At 59.0% G+C, this 17,031-nt stretch carries 18 protein-coding genes; 10 read left to right on the top strand and 8 right to left on the bottom strand.

Annotation, left to right across the window (positions count from 1 at the left end; translation table 11 throughout):
* A complete protein-coding gene (locus tag QA646_RS10465; RefSeq protein ID WP_283055396.1) occupies positions 1 to 1,275 on the bottom strand; it encodes a cytochrome b N-terminal domain-containing protein in 1,275 nt (424 codons plus the stop codon).
* A 13-nt stretch (positions 1,276 to 1,288) separates the two neighbouring features.
* Entirely contained in the window at positions 1,289 to 1,867 is a 579-nt protein-coding gene (petA, locus tag QA646_RS10470; RefSeq protein ID WP_283055397.1) for a ubiquinol-cytochrome c reductase iron-sulfur subunit, read from the bottom strand.
* Between the two features lie 468 nt (positions 1,868 to 2,335).
* Here petA and QA646_RS10475 point away from each other — a divergent pair, with 468 nt between their 5' ends.
* Positions 2,336 to 3,283 carry an endonuclease/exonuclease/phosphatase family protein gene (locus QA646_RS10475; RefSeq protein WP_283055398.1) on the top strand — a complete coding sequence of 316 codons (948 nt, stop codon included), beginning with the start codon at positions 2,336 to 2,338 and terminating at the stop codon, positions 3,281 to 3,283.
* Positions 3,284 to 3,336: 53 nt separating this feature from the next.
* On the opposite strand, the gene QA646_RS10480 is transcribed toward QA646_RS10475, so the two are convergent.
* Positions 3,337 to 5,199 (bottom strand): ABC transporter ATP-binding protein, encoded by a 1,863-nt coding sequence (locus QA646_RS10480; protein ID WP_283055399.1) that lies wholly within the window; start codon positions 5,197 to 5,199, stop codon positions 3,337 to 3,339.
* A gap of 70 nt (positions 5,200 to 5,269) precedes the next feature.
* Between QA646_RS10480 and QA646_RS10485 the strand changes: the two genes are divergently transcribed.
* Both QA646_RS10485 and QA646_RS10490 read left to right on the top strand, forming a co-directional pair.
* The gene (locus QA646_RS10485) at positions 5,270 to 5,680 is read left to right on the top strand and encodes a type II toxin-antitoxin system RelE/ParE family toxin (RefSeq protein ID WP_349254250.1); all 411 of its coding nucleotides are present in this window, start codon (positions 5,270 to 5,272) and stop codon (positions 5,678 to 5,680) included.
* Complete coding sequence (locus QA646_RS10490) at positions 5,673 to 5,963, top strand: addiction module antidote protein (RefSeq protein ID WP_283055400.1); 291 nt, start codon at positions 5,673 to 5,675, stop codon at positions 5,961 to 5,963. The genes QA646_RS10485 and QA646_RS10490 overlap by 8 nt, the downstream gene beginning before the upstream one ends.
* 100 nt (positions 5,964 to 6,063) lie before the next feature.
* On the opposite strand, the gene QA646_RS10495 is transcribed toward QA646_RS10490, so the two are convergent.
* Positions 6,064 to 7,917, bottom strand: a complete 1,854-nt coding sequence (locus tag QA646_RS10495; RefSeq protein ID WP_283055401.1) for an ABC transporter ATP-binding protein — start codon at positions 7,915 to 7,917, stop codon at positions 6,064 to 6,066.
* A 393-nt stretch (positions 7,918 to 8,310) separates the two neighbouring features.
* Between QA646_RS10495 and QA646_RS10500 the strand changes: the two genes are divergently transcribed.
* The 4 genes from QA646_RS10500 (at position 8,311) to QA646_RS10515 (ending at position 12,441) form a co-directional block, all read left to right on the top strand.
* Positions 8,311 to 8,772, top strand: coding sequence for a tRNA (cytidine(34)-2'-O)-methyltransferase (locus QA646_RS10500; RefSeq protein ID WP_283055402.1), 462 nt, complete (start codon positions 8,311 to 8,313; stop codon positions 8,770 to 8,772).
* A 115-nt stretch (positions 8,773 to 8,887) separates the two neighbouring features.
* Positions 8,888 to 10,045, top strand: coding sequence for a hypothetical protein (locus QA646_RS10505; RefSeq protein WP_283055403.1), 1,158 nt, complete (start codon positions 8,888 to 8,890; stop codon positions 10,043 to 10,045).
* 210 nt (positions 10,046 to 10,255) lie between these two features.
* Positions 10,256 to 11,899: a Na/Pi cotransporter family protein gene (locus QA646_RS10510; protein WP_283055404.1), complete on the top strand. Its 1,644-nt coding sequence runs from the start codon at positions 10,256 to 10,258 to the stop codon at positions 11,897 to 11,899.
* A 131-nt stretch (positions 11,900 to 12,030) separates the two neighbouring features.
* On the top strand, positions 12,031 to 12,441 hold the full coding sequence (locus tag QA646_RS10515) for a VOC family protein (protein WP_283055405.1): 411 nt from the start codon (positions 12,031 to 12,033) through the stop codon (positions 12,439 to 12,441).
* Between the two features lie 15 nt (positions 12,442 to 12,456).
* On the opposite strand, the gene QA646_RS10520 is transcribed toward QA646_RS10515, so the two are convergent.
* Positions 12,457 to 12,717 carry a hypothetical protein gene (locus QA646_RS10520; protein ID WP_283055406.1) on the bottom strand — a complete coding sequence of 87 codons (261 nt, stop codon included), beginning with the start codon at positions 12,715 to 12,717 and terminating at the stop codon, positions 12,457 to 12,459.
* A gap of 169 nt (positions 12,718 to 12,886) precedes the next feature.
* On the opposite strand from QA646_RS10520, the gene hemF reads away from it, so the two are divergent.
* From hemF to QA646_RS10535, 3 genes are all read left to right on the top strand, one after another.
* On the top strand, positions 12,887 to 13,798 hold the full coding sequence (gene hemF, locus QA646_RS10525) for an oxygen-dependent coproporphyrinogen oxidase (RefSeq protein WP_283055407.1): 912 nt from the start codon (positions 12,887 to 12,889) through the stop codon (positions 13,796 to 13,798).
* A gap of 90 nt (positions 13,799 to 13,888) precedes the next feature.
* Positions 13,889 to 14,167: a hypothetical protein gene (locus QA646_RS10530; protein ID WP_283055408.1), complete on the top strand. Its 279-nt coding sequence runs from the start codon at positions 13,889 to 13,891 to the stop codon at positions 14,165 to 14,167.
* Positions 14,168 to 14,299: 132 nt separating this feature from the next.
* A complete protein-coding gene (locus tag QA646_RS10535; protein WP_283055409.1) occupies positions 14,300 to 14,485 on the top strand; it encodes a DUF1059 domain-containing protein in 186 nt (61 codons plus the stop codon).
* A gap of 17 nt (positions 14,486 to 14,502) precedes the next feature.
* Here the strand turns inward: QA646_RS10535 and QA646_RS10540 are convergent, their stop codons facing one another.
* From QA646_RS10540 to QA646_RS10550, 3 genes are read right to left on the bottom strand one after another with little or no spacing between them, the layout of a single operon-like run.
* Positions 14,503 to 15,759 (bottom strand): CCA tRNA nucleotidyltransferase, encoded by a 1,257-nt coding sequence (locus QA646_RS10540; RefSeq protein ID WP_283055410.1) that lies wholly within the window; start codon positions 15,757 to 15,759, stop codon positions 14,503 to 14,505.
* On the bottom strand, positions 15,756 to 16,391 hold the full coding sequence (locus tag QA646_RS10545; protein ID WP_283055411.1) for a CoA pyrophosphatase: 636 nt from the start codon (positions 16,389 to 16,391) through the stop codon (positions 15,756 to 15,758). The genes QA646_RS10540 and QA646_RS10545 overlap by 4 nt, the downstream gene beginning before the upstream one ends.
* Positions 16,388 to 17,011 (bottom strand): DUF1285 domain-containing protein, encoded by a 624-nt coding sequence (locus tag QA646_RS10550; protein WP_283055412.1) that lies wholly within the window; start codon positions 17,009 to 17,011, stop codon positions 16,388 to 16,390. Before QA646_RS10550 ends, QA646_RS10545 begins: the two co-directional genes overlap by 4 nt.
* Between the last annotated feature and the right edge of the window lie 20 nt (positions 17,012 to 17,031).

Raw genomic sequence — 17,031 nt, forward strand, 5'->3', positions numbered from 1 at the left:
TTATGCTTCAACCGGAGCGGCTGTCTTGCCGCCCTGCTTTTCAAGAACCGCCTCCGTAATCGAATTCGGAATGCGTCTCGGTGTTTCGACCAGGCCGAGAACCGGCATGGCGACGAGGAAGAACAGGAAGTAGAACAGCGTCGCAAACTGCGAGATCACGACGAAGTTGCCTTCCGCCGGCTGTGAGCCGAGCCAGCCGAGCAGGATAGCATCGGCAACGAACAGCCAGAAGAACAGCTTGTACCAAGGACGATAGACCGCCGAACGAATCTTCGAGGTGTCGAGCCAGGGCAGGAAGAACAGCACGATGATCGCGCCGAACATCGTCAGGACGCCGCCGAGCTTGGAGTCGATCGGGCCGATGTTGAAGGTGATCGAACGCAGCATCGCATAGAACGGCAGGAAGTACCATTCCGGAACGATGTGAGCCGGCGTCTTCAGCGGATTGGCCTGAATGTAGTTGTCGGCATGGCCGAGGAAGTTCGGCAGGTAGAAGACGAAATAAGCGAACACCAGCAGGAAGATGGAAACGCCGAGCGCATCCTTCAGCGTTGCATAGGGCGTGAAGGCCACGGTATCGGTCTTCGACTTGACTTCGACGCCGGTCGGGTTCGTCTGACCGGTCACATGCAGCGCCCATATGTGCAGGACAACGACGCCCGCAATCATGAACGGCAGCAGGTAGTGCAGCGAGAAGAAGCGGTTGAGCGTCGGATTGTCGACAGCGAAGCCGCCGAGCAGGAAGGTCTGGATCCAATCGCCGACCCAGGGGAAGGCCGAGAAGAAGCCGGTGATGACGGTCGCGCCCCAGAAGGACATCTGACCCCAGGGCAGAACGTAGCCCATGAAGGCCGTCGCCATCATCAGGAGATAGATGATCACGCCGAGAATCCAGAGGATTTCGCGCGGCGCCTTATAGGAGCCATAATAGAGGCCGCGGGCGATGTGGAGATAGACCGCCACGAAGAAGAATGAGGCGCCGTTGGCGTGCATGTAGCGCAACAGCCAGCCGTGATTGACGTCACGGACGATCTTTTCGACCGAGTTGAAAGCTATCGTCGTATCGGCTGCATAGTGCATGGCGAGAACGACGCCGGTCAGGATTTGCAGAATGAGCATGACGGCCAGCATGGCGCCGAACGTATAAGCATAGTTCAGATTGCGCGGGACCGGATAGGCGACGAAACTGTCATAGACCATGCGCGGCAGCGGCAGCCGCGCGTCGATCCATTTTTCGAGCCCTGTGGATGGCTCGTAAGACGAATGACCACTCATGATTCAGTTCCCCTCAACCGACCTTGATCTTTTTTTCTGCGGTAAACGCATATACTGGAATGGCGAGGTTCTGCGGTGCAGGCCCATGGCGGATGCGACCCGCGGTATCGTAGACCGAACCGTGACAGGGACAGAACCAACCGCCATATTCCCCTGCCTGACCAAGCGGTATGCAGCCGAGATGCGTGCAGACGCCGATCATGACAAGCCAGTTCTCCTTCCCATCACCGGCTGAGCGCGCCACATCGGTGGCTTGCGCATCCGCCGGAAGGTTGGCATTGCGGGCGACAGGATCCTTCAGATCGGAAATCTGCGTACCCTTCGCATCGTCGATTTCCTTCTGCGTGCGGTTGCGGATGAAGACCGGTTTGCCGCGCCATTTTACCGTCATCGACATGCCCGGCTCCAGGCTCGATACGTCGACTTCGATGGAAGCAAGAGCGAGCGCCGAGGCATCCGGCCGCATCTGGTCGATAAACGGCCAGGCGACTGCGACGGCGCCCACTGCGCCAGCCATGCCCGTCGTCAGATAAAGGAAATCTCGGCGAGTCGGCTCGCCCGTAGTTTCACCTGTCGTAGTATGCTCGCTCAATGCCGGACCATCCTCTTCCGCAAAACCCGCAGCTAGGCGCTGCGGTACCCCCTTAACTAACGGCGAATCAACGCGACCATAATTCCGCCATAGATTCCTCCGTAACCCGCCGCGTTCTAAGCTTGATCGCAAATTATGTCCAGTCTTGGCAAGGGGTGGGGGCACAATGTCGCGGGAAAAGTGCACTAATTGGCCGCAGGCGCCGAGCTTAAAATGCACACCGTCAAGCAAGTGGGCGTAACCACATGAAATGGCGCAATATTCTTCCAATAGATTTTTGCGTTGCAAGGCAGAATAAGCAACAATTTCTATGCTGCATCGCAGCATGTCCGACTATGTCCCGGTAGCCAGTCGATACTAAGCTTGGCTTCCTACTCCTTAAATCCGAGTGGATTTCAGAAGCGACTTATGTGCCTTTATGGTGCCGCCGCTCTCAGACAACTGAAGAATAGGGCTGAGGACACGATTATGAGACACACGGTCTACTGCGTTCTATGCGTCCTTGCCACATTGGCGCTGGCCATCCTTGCGGTACGTTATGTCACCGATCTCTGGCTGCTCGCCTTCTTCGAAAGCCTGCAGACCCACATCAGCCTTTTCGGTATCGCGCTTGCTCTGCTCGCCCTTCTCTTCAAGCGGCATTGGTATGCGGTTTTCCTGCTCGCTGTCGGTGCCGGACTTGCCGTTCATTCGGTCGTGATGCTCCGCGAATATGCCGCCTCTCCGCCGCTGAACCCGCCGGCGGTGGCCGATGCGAGCAAGAACTTCACGCTGCTCTCCTTCAACATCGAAGACGGCAATTTCGAAAACGGCGCGCGTATCGCCGATCTCATCGTCAACTCGAAGGCCGACGTCGTGGAAATCTTCGAGGCCGGCCCGATCCAATCGGAGCTGAAGCGAATAACCAAAGTCTATCCCAACTATATCGGCTGCGGCCTCATGACCACCGATTGCGATTCCCTGTTGCTGTCGAAACGGCCGTTCCAGACGCAAGTCATGCGCAGTCTCGGCAGCCTCTGGGACAATCGTTTCATTCTCGCGACCATCGACATGGACGGTCAGCCGGTCAACTTCGCCTCCGCTCACCTCAGCAAACCCTATTTCGACGAGTTTCATGGAATAGAGTTGGATATTCTCGCCCCGATCCTGAAGGATGTTCAGGGGCCGCTGATCCTTGCCGGCGATTTCAACGCCTCGGTCATTGCGCCCGATATGCGGGACTTCCTCGATGGCACCGGTCTACGCCACACCTTTCCGGAGCCTGCTTCCTGGCCGATCATGGCCGGCGCCTATGGCATCGCCATCGACCATGTTTTCGCGCGAGCACCGCTGCGGCTGAAATCCGTCCAGCAGATACCGGACGCCATGGGATCGAACCATTTCGGCCTGATGACGGAATTCAGCGTTTCAAAATAACGCTATGATTTGCGTAAGCTTATCGAAAAGTCCGGGCACTTTTGTTGCGGAAGCTACTCGGCCTCGGCTGCTATGAAGCCGCCGGACTGGCGCGCCCATAGTTCCGAATAGAGGCCGCCGCTGGCAACCAACTCGTCATGGGTGCCGTCTTCGATGATCCTGCCCTTGTCGATGACGATCAAACGGTCGAGCTGGGCGATGGTCGACAGGCGATGAGCGATCGCGAGTACCGTCTTGCCTTCCATCAATGCTTTCAGATTGGACTGCAGTGCCGCCTCGACTTCGGAATCCAGCGCCGAAGTCGCCTCGTCCAGCACCAGGATCGGCGCATCCTTCAACATGACCCGCGCAATGGCGATGCGCTGGCGCTGGCCACCGGACAATTTGACGCCGCGCTCGCCCACATGGGCGGCATAGCCCTTGCGACCCTTCTGATCCTCCAGCGTCATGATGAACTCATCCGCCTCCGCCCGCCGCGTCGCCTGTGCCATCTGCTCCGCACTCGCCTCTGGACGGCCAAAGAGGATGTTGTCGCGGATGGAACGATTGAGCAGCGCGGTGTCCTGCGTCACCATGCCGATCTCGCCGCGTAGCGATTCCTGCCGGACCGCCGCGATATCCTGGCCGTCGATCAGGATGCGTCCGCCTTCGAGATCGTAGAAACGCAGCAGCAGATTGACGAGCGTCGTCTTGCCGGCACCGGAGCGACCGACGATGCCGACCTTCTCGCCGGCACGGATCGTCAACGAAAAATCGTCTATGACACCGCTGCCGCGACCGTAGTGGAAAGCCACATGCTCGAAGCGGATTTCCGGGCGGACGATCTGCAGATCCCTGGCGCCCGGCCGGTCGACCAAGCCGATCGGCTCGGAGATCATTTCGGCGGAATTCTGGATTGTGCCGAGATTGCGCATGATGGCGTTGAATTGCGCCATCATCCGGCCGAAGAGCATGTTGAGCCGCAGCACCATGCTCAGCGTAAAGGCAACGCCGCCTGTCGAAATCTCACCGGCGAGCCAGAGATGGATGGCAAGCGCCGCAATCGTCGTGATCATCACGCCGGACAGAAGCGCCAGCGACGAACGCACGCCCGTCAGAAGACGCGTGAACGGCATGACGGCGCCCTGGAAGCGGTCGAAGCCGTTACGAATATAATCGTCATTCTGCTCTTCGCGGCCAAAGAGTTTCAGCGTCTGGATATTGGCATAGGCGTCGACCATCCGGCCATTCAACATCGACGACGCCTCGGCGGCATTGCGCGCGTGGCGACGGATTCGTGGGACGAAATAACGGGCAAGTAGCGAAAAGATAACGATCCAGACCGCAATCACCATCGCAAGGCGCCAATCGAGCCCGCCCACCAGCGCTATGGTCGAAGCCGCATAGATGATGATGAACCAGACCACCTGCAGCAGCGACACGACGAGATCGCCAGTCGACTGCCCAGCCAACCAGACCTTGGTGACGATCCGGCCGGAAAAATCATTCTGGAAGAAACTCACCGACTGACGCGCGACATGCACATAGGCCTGCCAGCGCACGAGATTGAGGAAGCCGGGTACGACCACCTGCTCCTCGACCAGCGCCCCAAGGCTGACCACAACGAAACGGACGACAAGCACGACGAAGACCATGCCAAGCAGCGCACCACCATGGCCGGACAGCAACCCTGCCCATCCCGCCCCGGGCTGCACCTTGTCCAAGATGTCGACGAGATGCCCGACAAACCAGAATAGCGCCGCCTCCAGCACCGCCACCGCGCCGCCGAGCGCCGCCATAGCCAGAAACGGCCCCTTCGCCTGGCCGACATAGTACCAGATGAAAGCCCAAAGCGACCGCGGCGGACGCAGATCGCCGGTGCGGTAATAGGGATCAATCCAGGTTTCGAACAGGCGATAGACGGAACGGATCAGCATCCCAGCGATATAGGAGGTTTCGCCGGGGGTGCAAAGGAAAGTGAGCGGCTGAAAAGGTCATATTTTTGTTATGCTCCACAATTGCAGGCTGCGGTACAAACTCACCAACGAATCTGGATCACAATGTCTATTTCAGCTTGATACTCGTAGTTTTGTGATTTATATATTACGGACGCTCCATGCTTCGCATACTCCAGACGGTTACTTTTCAGCGCTGGAACGCCGGCTTCGGGATGAGCGCGCTCGGGCGGCGATTGCTGCACGACTTTCTCGTTTGGCATTTGGTCTTATGGGAGACATCAAACCGGTCGGCGACGGTGTGAATGAAATACGTATCCACTGCGGACCGGGCTACCGGGTCTATTTTGTTCAACGCGGCGGAGAGATCATTATCCTGTGTGGTGACGATAATAGCAGCCAAGCCGGGGATATCGAACAAGCGAAAACGCTCGCCAAAAATTCGGACGAATTTGATGCCTGAGAAATTAATCCCGTACGATCCTGCAGAGGCGCTAACTTCCAACGACGCCGTCGATGAATTCATGAGGGACGCTTTTGAAAGCGGTGATGCGGGATATATCGCCCATGCGCTCGGCGTCGTCGCCCGTTCGAAAGGCATGACTGGAATAGCGAAAGAGACTGGTATGGCGCGGGAAGCACTCTACCGCTCCTTCGCACCGGACGGCAACCCGACACTGAAGTCGGTCCTCGCGATGATGCAATCGCTTGGTTTTGAACTAACAGTCAAACGACACAACACTTGACAATCGGAACCGCCGCATGGATGCCCGTAACCTCTTTCTGGCCAATCTCAGCAATAAATAGCCTTAACAAGAAGGGCGAGCCCGAAGCCCGCCCCTCTCCTCATTCCGCCGCCGCCTCGGCCTCTTCGTGATCGGCCAGGAACCCTCCAGACTGGCGGTTCCAGAGGTCGGCATAGATGCCGCCGTGCTGGACCAGATCATGATGGGTGCCCGTCTCGATGATGCGGCCCTTGTCCAGCACGATGAGGCGGTCCATCTCGGTCAAAGTCGACAGGCGGTGGGCGATGGCGATGACCGTTTTGCCCTGCATCAGCGCGAAGAGGTTTTCCTGGATCGCCGCTTCCACTTCGGAATCGAGCGCCGAGGTCGCCTCGTCCAGCACCAGGATCGGCGCGTCCTTGAGGAAGACGCGGGCAATTGCGATGCGCTGCCGCTGGCCGCCGGAGAGCTTGACGCCACGCTCGCCGACCTGAGCGTCGAGCCCCTTGCGACCCTGCATATCCGTCAGCCCTTCGATGAACTCCCAGGCATTGGCGCGCTTGGCCGCCTGGATCACCTCCGCATCGGTCGCCTCCGGATGACCATAGGCAATGTTGTCGCGGATCGAGCGATGCAGCAGGGATGTATCCTGTGTCACCACACCGATCAGCGAGCGCAGGCTGTCCTGCGTCACCTCGGCGATATCCTGGCCGTCGATGGTGATGCGTCCACCTTCGAGATCGTAGAAACGAAGCAGCAGGTTCATCAGCGTCGTCTTGCCGGCGCCTGAGCGTCCGACGAGACCAACCTTCTCGCCCGCATGGATATCGAAGGTCAGGTTGTCGATGACACCCTTGGCTTTGCCGTAGTGAAAGCGGACCTGATCGAAACGGATCGCCCCCTGCTTGGCCGTGATCGCCCGCGCAGCCGGTGCGTCGACGATATCATGCGGCTTCGTCAGCATCTCGATGCCGTCATAGATCGTGCCGATATTCTCGAACAGTGCCGAGACTTCCCACATGATCCATTGCGACATGCCGTTGACGCGCATGGCAAGCCCGATAGCGATAGCGATGGCGCCGATCGAGATCGAACCGCTCAGCCAGAACCAGATCGACAATGCCGAGATGATGAACAGAGCCACGCAGTTGTTGATGTAGACTGCGATGTAGAACAGCGTCACCTTGCGCATCTGCCCGTAGACGGTCTGCAGGAATTCGCTCATGCCCGCCTTGGCATAGCCCTCTTCGCGGCCCGCATGCGAAAACAGTTTCACCGTCGCGATGTTCGTATAGCTGTCGACCACCCGCCCCGTCATCGTCGAGCGTGCATCGGCCTGAGTGGCTGCAATCTTGCGTAGTCTCGGCACGAAGTAGCTGACGACGCCGATATAGATCGCCATCCATGCCAGGATCGGCAGCATCAACCGCCAGTCCGCTGCAGCGATCACCAGGATCATCGACAGGAAATAAGTGACGACATAGACGAAGACATCGAGGATCTTCATCACCGTTTCACGCACGGCAAGCGAGGTCTGCATCACCTTGGTTGCGACGCGGCCGGCGAACTCGTTGGCGAAGAAGGTCATGCTGTGGCGCAGCAGGAAGCGATGCATCTGCCAGCGGGCAATCATCGGATAGTTGCCGAGCAAGACCTGATGCATGATGACGGAATCAAGCACGGCCGCCACCGGCAAGCCGACCAGCACCATCGCGCCCATCCAGAAGAGCTTCTTCCACTCCGTCTGCAGAAATGTCGCCTTGTCCGCATGCGACAGCCAGTCGACGATATCGCCCAGAAACTTGAATAGAGCCACTTCGCCGATAGCGATCAGCGTTGTGAGAACGGCCATGGCAATCAGCCAGGGCGTGGCCGACTTGGTATAGTGCCAGCAGAAGGCAAAGAGGCCTCGCGGCGGAACGTCCGGCACTTCGCTTGGAAATGGATTTAGTCGGCGTTCGAACCAGCTAAACATTGAAATGCTCCAAAGACTCGACCCTTCGACCACCCACTGCGCTGAAAGATCGCAGACTCATATGGTGGCCGGGTGATAAAACAACGAGGCCATGCCAGCCGCGCAATGACTTAAAGAAGGGGGGTACTTGCGAATACGCGCCTTGTAGCGCTCGTCAAATCCGTGGGTTCACGGCACGGAGGCGCATCATCACAAACAAGATATCCATCTGTGCCTCCTTCTTTCGCAAGTTGTAGAGCGCTTGCCTTTTAGCGCGACTTTTCTTGTTTGAAAAGCGAAATGTGCCTGAAAAATGGGCTAAATCCTTCAATTCTGTTTATGAGGGACATCACAGAAATGAAGGGCTCGCGAAAAATCGAAGACAAATCCCGGCGATTTCGCTAGTTGCAGCACATGACAAAACTGCACATCGCCCTCTATCAGCCCGACATTCCCGGCAACACCGGCACGATCCTCCGGCTCGCCGCTTGCCTCGGCCTTGGCGTCGATATCATCGAGCCGGCGGGTTTCGACATATCGGATCGCAATCTCAAGCGCGCCGGCATGGATTACCTCGCCGCCGTGACCCTGACGCGCCATGTCAATTGGGAGCGTTTCGAAGCCTGGCGGGCGGAAAGCGGGCGGCGGCTGGTGCTCGCCTCCACCAAGGCAGCCGAACGCTATACGGATTTCGCCTTTCGGAAGAACGACATCCTGCTTTTCGGCCGCGAGAGCGCCGGCGTGCCCGATCATGTGCATGAAAAGGCCGACGGCCGCATCCTGATCCCGATGGTTGGCGGACAGCGCTCCATCAACGTTGCCATGTCTGCGGCGATGATTTCGGGCGAGGCGCTGCGGCAGACGAGTTGGTCGTAAATCTCACGGCAAATCTCAGTGCCGCGGCGGCCAATTGCCGTTGGCACACCGGGTAAAGTGTGAGAAGCTTTCCTCTGGAATGCTTTACCTAACGGCAGCCCTGGCGAGGTGACCCATGTTCCAGACGGCATTCACCCTCACCCTCACTCAATTCGCGCGCACCCTTAGCCTCCCCGAGCGGCTGCAGCGCTCGCCGTTACGCAATCTCACCCTGGAGGCTCTCCGCCAGCGCAACACTGCTCTCGATGCGCTGTTTTATGACGTCAAGGTCATCACCCCGGAAGAAGCCTTCTATCTCAGCGGCTCGTTGGCGGCAGAAGGCTCGATCATGGTCGTGCCGCCGAGCGGCGGGGCTCAGATCGTTCTCTGCGAAACGCTGGAGGAGTTCGCGCTTCGCGGCGGTGGCGATGCCAAGGCACTGGCCGTCGCAGGCATCGGCGGCTCCGCCCTTGGTGCTGCCGCCTTCGCCCGCAATGTCGCCGACGCGATCGGCGCGCCGGTCGCCGCCGTCGTCTCCGGATATGGTCTGGCCGACATCGTCACCGAGGCGTTTGGCGGTCACTTCTTCTTCGGCCATCTGAGAGGTCTGCGGCCCCTCTTCGAAATGCTGGACGACTTTGCCGGACGGCCGCAATTCGGAGCCACCGACAAGAATGACAGCGAAACGGCAGCGCGCACCAGCCTCGACACCAGAACCGTGCGCGCACTTCTCGCCGATCCTCGCTTCTCCTTCCGCCTGCTGGCCGGACACTCGAAAGGCGACCTGGTCATTTCGGCCGCTCTTCACGAACTCTGCAAGCAGGATCAAGTCCGGGCCGCGACATTGGCGGAGAGATTGAAGATCGTCACCATCGGCGCCCGCATCGCCATGCCGCCGATCTTTTCCGACGTCGTCGATGTCATCGGCGAATGGGACTGGTTCGGTGAGATGAACTCCAGGCCGTTCATTTCGACCGATCAGCGCATTCCGCATGCCTGGCACCACACCAACACGGATTTGGCCGGCCATCTGCCTGTCACCGCCGTACTCAAAAATATCCTGGCCACAGCCCCGATTTCCGAGGAGACTCAAGCGGCGCCGGTCTTGCATGCCGTAGCCGAGCCGGGGGCATCGACAGCAGAAACCGCCGTCCCGCCGTCCTCGGGGCGTCCGATGCGGCGGCCGGCAACGATCGATAAGATCAGGGAAGCCTTTTCGGAAAAAACGTTGCCCGACATCCCGCCGAGGCAACACGATCGATCCGGTGAAATGCAGCCGCCGAAACCGCATTAAAATCAGTACTCCGCAATTATTGTCTCGATATGTCGTTCGCAGTGTTGGACGGCAGGCCTTCACAGGCATATAATCTTTAGCCGGCAAGCAAATTGCCGCCCGCTCACTAGACAGCTTTAAGCGCTGAAATCCATGCCTTTTCAGTGACTTCCACTCGATTTCCGACACAAGTTGAAACATGACGGCATGAGAAAGATATAAAAAGACGACATGGAATCCACCGTCGTGATGATCAATTTGTTCGGGGCTGTTGCTTTACTGCTATTCGGCCTCGCACAGGTGAAGGATGGTGTGTCGCGCGCCTTCGGCGCCAAACTCAGAACCGGTCTTGCCAGCGGCACGCGTGGCAGGCTCCGCTCCTTCACCTCTGGCTTTTTGGCGACGGTCGCACTGCAAAGCTCGACCGCAACGGCGCTGATGATCGCTTCTTTCGTGGAGCGTGATCTCGTCTTGCCGAGCATGGCGCAGATCGTGCTGCTTGGCGCCAATGTCGGCACCGCGGTGACGGCCTGGATCGTCGCGACGGGCATTGAATGGCTGTCACCACTGATCATTCTCGTCGGCATCGTGCTCTACCGCCGCTCATCCACCACCAAACAGGGCGCGGGTGCGGCGCTGATCGGCATCGGCCTGATGCTGCTATCACTGCAATTGCTGAGCCTCGCTACCGCGCCGATGCGACAGTCGCCGGCGCTTGCCGCCTTCATTGGCCTGCTCGACGGCGCCCTGCCCGTGGCTTTGATCTTTTCGGCTGTACTCGCCTTCGTCTCGTCGTCCAGTCTTGCCATGGTCGTGCTGATCCTGTCGCTCGCTTCCACCGGCATTCTCTCCCCGGCCCTGACGGTCGCGCTCGTTCTCGGCGCCAATCTCGGCGGGGCGATCCCGCCGGTCATGGCAACCCTCTCCGGCCCCGCCACTGCCCGACGGGTGACGCTCGGCAATCTGATCGTGCGCACCATCGGCTGTCTCATCGTCCTGCCTTTTGCGGGCTATATCGGCGAGTGGATGCAGGCCCTGCATTTTTCGCCGGCCAAGTTGCCGGTCGACGTGCACCTGCTCTTCAATATCGCCCTCGCGCTTTGTGCCTGGCCCTTCTCCTCCTTGCTGTCGAAAACGATGCAGCGGATCGTGGCCAACGATCCGCAAGCCGAAGATGGACCGAAATATCTAGATCACAACGCGCTCAACACGCCGGTCGTCGCACTTGCTAGCGCAACGCGCGAGGTTCTGGGCGTCGGCGACCTCATCGAGCGCATGCTGATCCGCACGGAAAACGCCTTCAACAACAATGATCTGGCACCTCTGAGAGAAATCGCAGTTCTGGAAAAGCGCGTCGACCGGATCCAGCAAGAAGTGAAGATCTATCTCTCCAAGCTCGGGCGCGAAGGATTGGACGACGAAAACGGCCGCCGCTCGATCGTTATCATCGACTATGCCATTAACCTCGAGCATATCGGTGACATCATCGAAAAAGGCCTGGCCGAGCAGGTGGCGAAGAAGATCGGCAAAGGCCTGACCTTCTCGGACGATGGCTATCAGGAGCTGCAGAGCCTCTTCAACCTGACGATCGACAATCTGCGCATCGCCCAGACCATCTTCGTCACCCGCGATTTCAACCTCGCTCGCCAACTCATGGAGGTGAAGGTCGACGTTCGCCGGCTGGAGAAACAATCCGCCGAGCGTCACCTCGAACGCCTGCGCGACGGCCGCATTGACAGCCTGCAGACCAGCTCGCTACACCTCGATATGCTGCGCGACCTGAAGCGCATCAATGCCCACATCGTCTCGGTGGCGCATCCGATCCTGGATGAGAGCGGGCTGCTGATCGAGAGCCGGCTGCGAAACACGCAATAGCTGGTTCAGTTCCCCGTCTCTTATGGTTTGATTTTGTTCAACAATAAAGCGACTTCCCTCGCCATTACATTATCGCCACTTTAGAAGCCTATGTTGTAGGGCATCCACAGATGACAGATGGAGGAAACGTCATGCGTCTGGATGCCTATCTGATCTTTGACGGCGATTGCCGGCAGGCCCTCCAGTTCTACCACCGATGCCTTGGCGGCGAACTGACTATCATGGACTACAGCCATCCGAATGTGGCGAGCCAAACGCCGGAACACTGGCGCGAGAAAGTCATGCATGCAAGGCTGACGGTCGGCGACGCGGTCCTGATGGCCTCTGACGGCAGGCCAGGTGAAACCGGCAAGAAATATGGCTTCTCGGTCTCCGTTCAAATCGACAGCGCGGAAGAAGCGGAGAAGCTGTTTGCGGCATTGCAGGAAGGCGGCACGGTGACGATGCCCATCGATGAAACCTTCTGGGCGGAGCGGTTCGGCATGCTGGTCGACAGGTTCGGCGTGCCGTGGATGATCAATTGCCAGCGTTCGACCGCCTGAAGACATTCCGCCGGTTCAATCTGCGGACGGCAGGCGACGCATGGTGAATTCGATGCGGTCGCCTTCCACCTGTCGCCAGCTTTCGACTTCGGTCCAATAGGCGGCTTTCGGAAATTCGTCGAACCACTCGCGCGCCTTAGCGCGCGCTTCCGGGCGACTGAGACAAAAAGTCTCGCGGACAAAATCACCTTTTGCGCCGGTGGGCTTTTCCTGCCGGTAACGTGATATTCTGCGTCTCAACCCGTCAAGGGGCGGCGGTCCGGGTATTTTCATCATGAAACCTCGCCTTCGAGAGGGAAGATAATACCGCATTTGGCAATTTGCGAGTCGATTCTCCGGCGGACCCGGCGCGCTGGTGACGATGCGATGATGCTGATATTCAAACCGGGAATCGACACTACGAGAATCGCGGGCCTATAGCGGCCCGCATTGCCGGAGAACATGCATGGAACGACCGGAACTTCCCAAGGGGCTGCCCGAGGACATCGAAGAAAAGAAAGAAGCGGCAAAGGGCTGGTTTGAAAGCCTGCGGGACGCGATCTGCGCCCAGTTCGAACAGTTGGAGGACGAGCTTGCCGGCCCCCTCTCCGATCAGGAGCCGGGGCGCTTCATCGCCAAGGATTGGCTTAGGGAGAACGGTGAAGGCGGCGGTGGACGCATGTCGATCATGGAAGGCCGCGTCTTCGAAAAAGTCGGCGTTCACACGTCCACCGTTTACGGCGAATTCTCATCTGATTTCCGCAGCCAGATTCCGGGCGCCGAAGAGGATCCGCGTTTCTGGGCCTCCGGCCTGTCGCTGATCGCCCACCCCGTCAATCCGAATGTCCCGACCGTACATATGAATACGCGGATGGTGGTGACGACCAGCCATTGGTTCGGCGGCGGCGCCGACCTGACGCCGGTGCTCAACCGGCGGCGCACGCAGGAAGACCCCGACAGCGTCCTCTTCCATCGCGCGATGCAGATTGTCTGCGATCGTCATACGGTTGCAGACTATCAGCGCTATAAAACATGGTGCGACGATTACTTTTATTTGAAGCATCGTAACGAACCGCGTGGCATCGGCGGCATTTTCTTCGACTGGCTGCATTCTGGGGAGGAGGCAGGCGGTTGGGACGCCGATTTCGCGTTTACGCGCGATGTCGGACGTGCATTTTCCATGGTCTACCCGCGGATCGTGCGCTCGAATTTCAATGAAGTATGGTCCGAGGAGGATCGTGACGAACAATTAATTCGTCGCGGGCGCTATGTGGAGTTCAATTTGCTGTACGATAGGGGTACAATATTCGGGTTAAAAACGGGAGGCAACGTAGAGTCGATTTTATCGTCCTTGCCACCCGTCGCGCGTTGGCCATAGAATGGCAAATGCTAATAAACAAAAACCCCTAAAGTAGTTCGGAGGAGTACCGAGGTTAGGTAATGCTCGTTTCAATCGGAGGAGGTTGTAATGGCAGTACAGAATCAAGTGGCAGAAACCGCGAATGAAAGAAAACTTTCACGCGCAGTTGATACGCCGGAATTCGTAGTCCGGCTGGCTGAAGACATGAGGATCAGAAGCGGGTCGGATCTGCCACTCTCCTGCTTCATCGAGCAGGTGAGAATGCAATTGGCTGGCAAGTCGCCAAGCGACGTCGCCCGCTTCGTATCCGACCGCCCGGCAAGGCAGACGCCCATTCCGAAGTATCAATCTTCGGATTGCTTCAAATCCTGGGCCATGCCGGATTGATATCCCGCAAGCATCGTCCGGCAGGGTGGAGGCCTTGCCGGACGTCCGAAACCTTTCCCCACCTTTTGCGTTTTGACCTTCAGGCCGTTTGGAGTGAAGTCTTTCATAGCGTCAAAATATCAGGAGGCAGATATGCGACTGTTCGAATGTGGTACTTTGGTACCCGGCTGCGACTGGCACACTCGGGCCAATGACGATGCGGAAGTGGTTCGCCGCGCTGTCGAGCACATGCGCAACACCCACGGCGAAACGATCATCCGCGAAAACATGATCGACAATATCAAGGCCCGCATTCGCGACGAAGCAAGCGCCGCCTGATCATCAGACCATAACCATCAGGGCTCGATCAATTCCTTGAGCCGGGCGAGAAGAGCCGCCCGGTCCATGGCGAAGTTGCCGTCGACCCATTGTTGCTCGAGTTTACCCAGAATCTCGCCAACCCTTGGCCCCGCGCTCACTCCGGCGGCCAGAGCATCTGCGCCGTTGACTGGAAAGACCGGCTTCTTCCAGCGTGTCGTCCGCTCCAGCAACTTGCCGAGCCGTGCAGCGCGTGCCATCTCCTCGAAATCGCCTTCTGCTTTGCCCCGCGCAACGGCAAGCGACAGCTTAAGCCGGGTGGCAATGCCGGATGCATCGTGGCGATAGAGCAAGCGATCGAAGGCTGCCTCAGACACGTCATCCTTGATGCTGGGTGCATTTGCCCAGTCCTGCAAATAGGCGGCTTCCGCCTTCGACAGCCTGAGCCGTTCGCCAAGCTTTGCCAGTCTTGCGGCATCCGGAGGCACGATGGCGGCCAACCGCAGCAGCGGATCGGGCGTCCAGCCGAGCGCCTGTTCCGTGGCCACAAGCGCCGGAATGGCATCGATACCCCACCTTTCGGTCTCCGGCAGCACCTCGGTCAAAATCCCGACCTGCCGCATCCAGAGCAACGCTCGCGCTGGATCCTTGGCCGCAAGCAGCTTCTTCATTTCCGACCAGATACGTTCGGCCGAAAGCGCCGCGATCTTCGACCGCGCCGCTGCACAGGCGCGCAATCCGTCCGCGTCCGGTCTTCCACTGCCGTAATAGGCGAAAAAGCGGAAGAAACGCAGAATCCGCAGATGATCCTCGGCAATCCGCGTCGCCGCGTCACCGATGAAGCGGATATTGCGGCGCTCCAGATCGGCGAGCCCGCCGACCATATCGACGACCGTACCATCGGCAGAGGCATAGAGCGCGTTGATCGTGAGATCGCGCCGTTCGGCATCAGCCTGCCAATCATCGCTGAAAGCCACCCGAGCGCGGCGGCCATCCGTTTCAACATCGTGCCGCAAAGTCGTGATTTCGAAAGGCTTTCCGTCGACGACCAGCGTCACTGTCCCATGCGCGATGCCCGTCGGCACCGCCTTGATGCCGGCGGCAACGGCCCTCTCGACGACGGTTTCGGGCAGCAATGTCGTAGCGATATCGATATCGGCAACCGCTAGCCCGAGCAGACTATTGCGCACGGCTCCGCCGACGATACGCCCCTCGCCGCCATCGGCATTCAGCAACGCCAGCACCCGCTGCAGCGCGCCGTCCTGGAACCAGGCCTCATCGGCGATGGAGGTCATGAATAGAGCCTTTCGTAAAGTGTGCGGATAATGCCGGCGGTAATTCCCCAGATCATACGCGGGCCATAGGGCATGCGGTAGAAATGCCGTTCCATCCCCTGCCAGACCATGCTGTCGGTCACATGATGGCCGGGGTCCATGAGGAAGGAGAGCGGCACTTCGAAAGCATCCTCGACTTCGGTGGGATTGAGAGCCAGTTCGAAGCCTGGCTTGACCACCGCGAGGATCGGCGTGATGCGGAAACCGGTCGCAGCCAGATAATACGGCAATCGGGCTACCGGCTCGATGAAAACATCCGCCAATCCGATCTCTTCGCCGGCCTCACGGACGGCTGCCATTTCCGGCGAAGCATCCTCCGGATCGATGGTGCCGCCGGGAAAGGCGATCTGGCCGGAATGCTTGCGCAATGTCGAGGTGCGCAGCGTGAAGATGACATTGGCGTCGTCGCCATCGTCCACCACAGGCACCAGCACCGCGGCATCGCGCAGTTTCAGGCCTTCGACCTGTAAAATCGTATCCGGATTAAGCGCATGGTCGCCATGGTCGCGCCAGGCGAGCTCGATCGGGCCGCCGCTCTGATTGAGCGCACGGCGCCGGAATTCGGCGGCGGAATAAAGCGGAAATTCGCTCATCGCGTCAACGCGTCCAATTCGGCGACCGGCATGATCGGAAAGATCGTGCCGCCCGAGCGCACGCAGAACATTTCGCGACCGGCGATCACCACGGTCTCGCCAAGTTCGACGAGATCGTACATCACCGCGCGCGTTACCAGCGCCTCCAGCCGCCCGCGGACGTGCAGATAGGGTTTCAACTCGTCGTTCTCGCCGCGGATGACGAAGCGGATCGGATGTTCCCTGCCCGCCTCGACGACATCGCCGACATTGGTGCGGAACGTTAGCACCCGCTTGCCCTCACGCTCGGTCACGCTCATTTCGACGGCGATGAAGGGCGCGTCGACGACGCGGATGCCGACCTTTTCCACAGGCGTGACGAGATAGGTCTTCTCATCCGCATCCCTGCGCAGCACTGTCGAAAACAGCCGGACGAGCGGCGCACGGCCGATCGGCGTTCCCATATAGAACCAGGTGCCGTCAGCACGGATTTCCATGTCGATATCGCCGCAAAACGGGGGATTCCAGCGGTCGACGGGCGGAAGGCTTTTCTTGCGTCCGCCGGCATCTCCGGCCGCGCGCGAAATCAGCGCAGCCAGACTTGCCGCATCGCTCGCCTCTCTGATTTCCTCGGTTGCCATTCTTCCGTCCCGGTTTGTGC

The sequence above is a fragment of the Rhizobium sp. CB3090 genome (assembly GCF_029714285.1).
GTDB lineage: Bacteria > Pseudomonadota > Alphaproteobacteria > Rhizobiales > Rhizobiaceae > Rhizobium.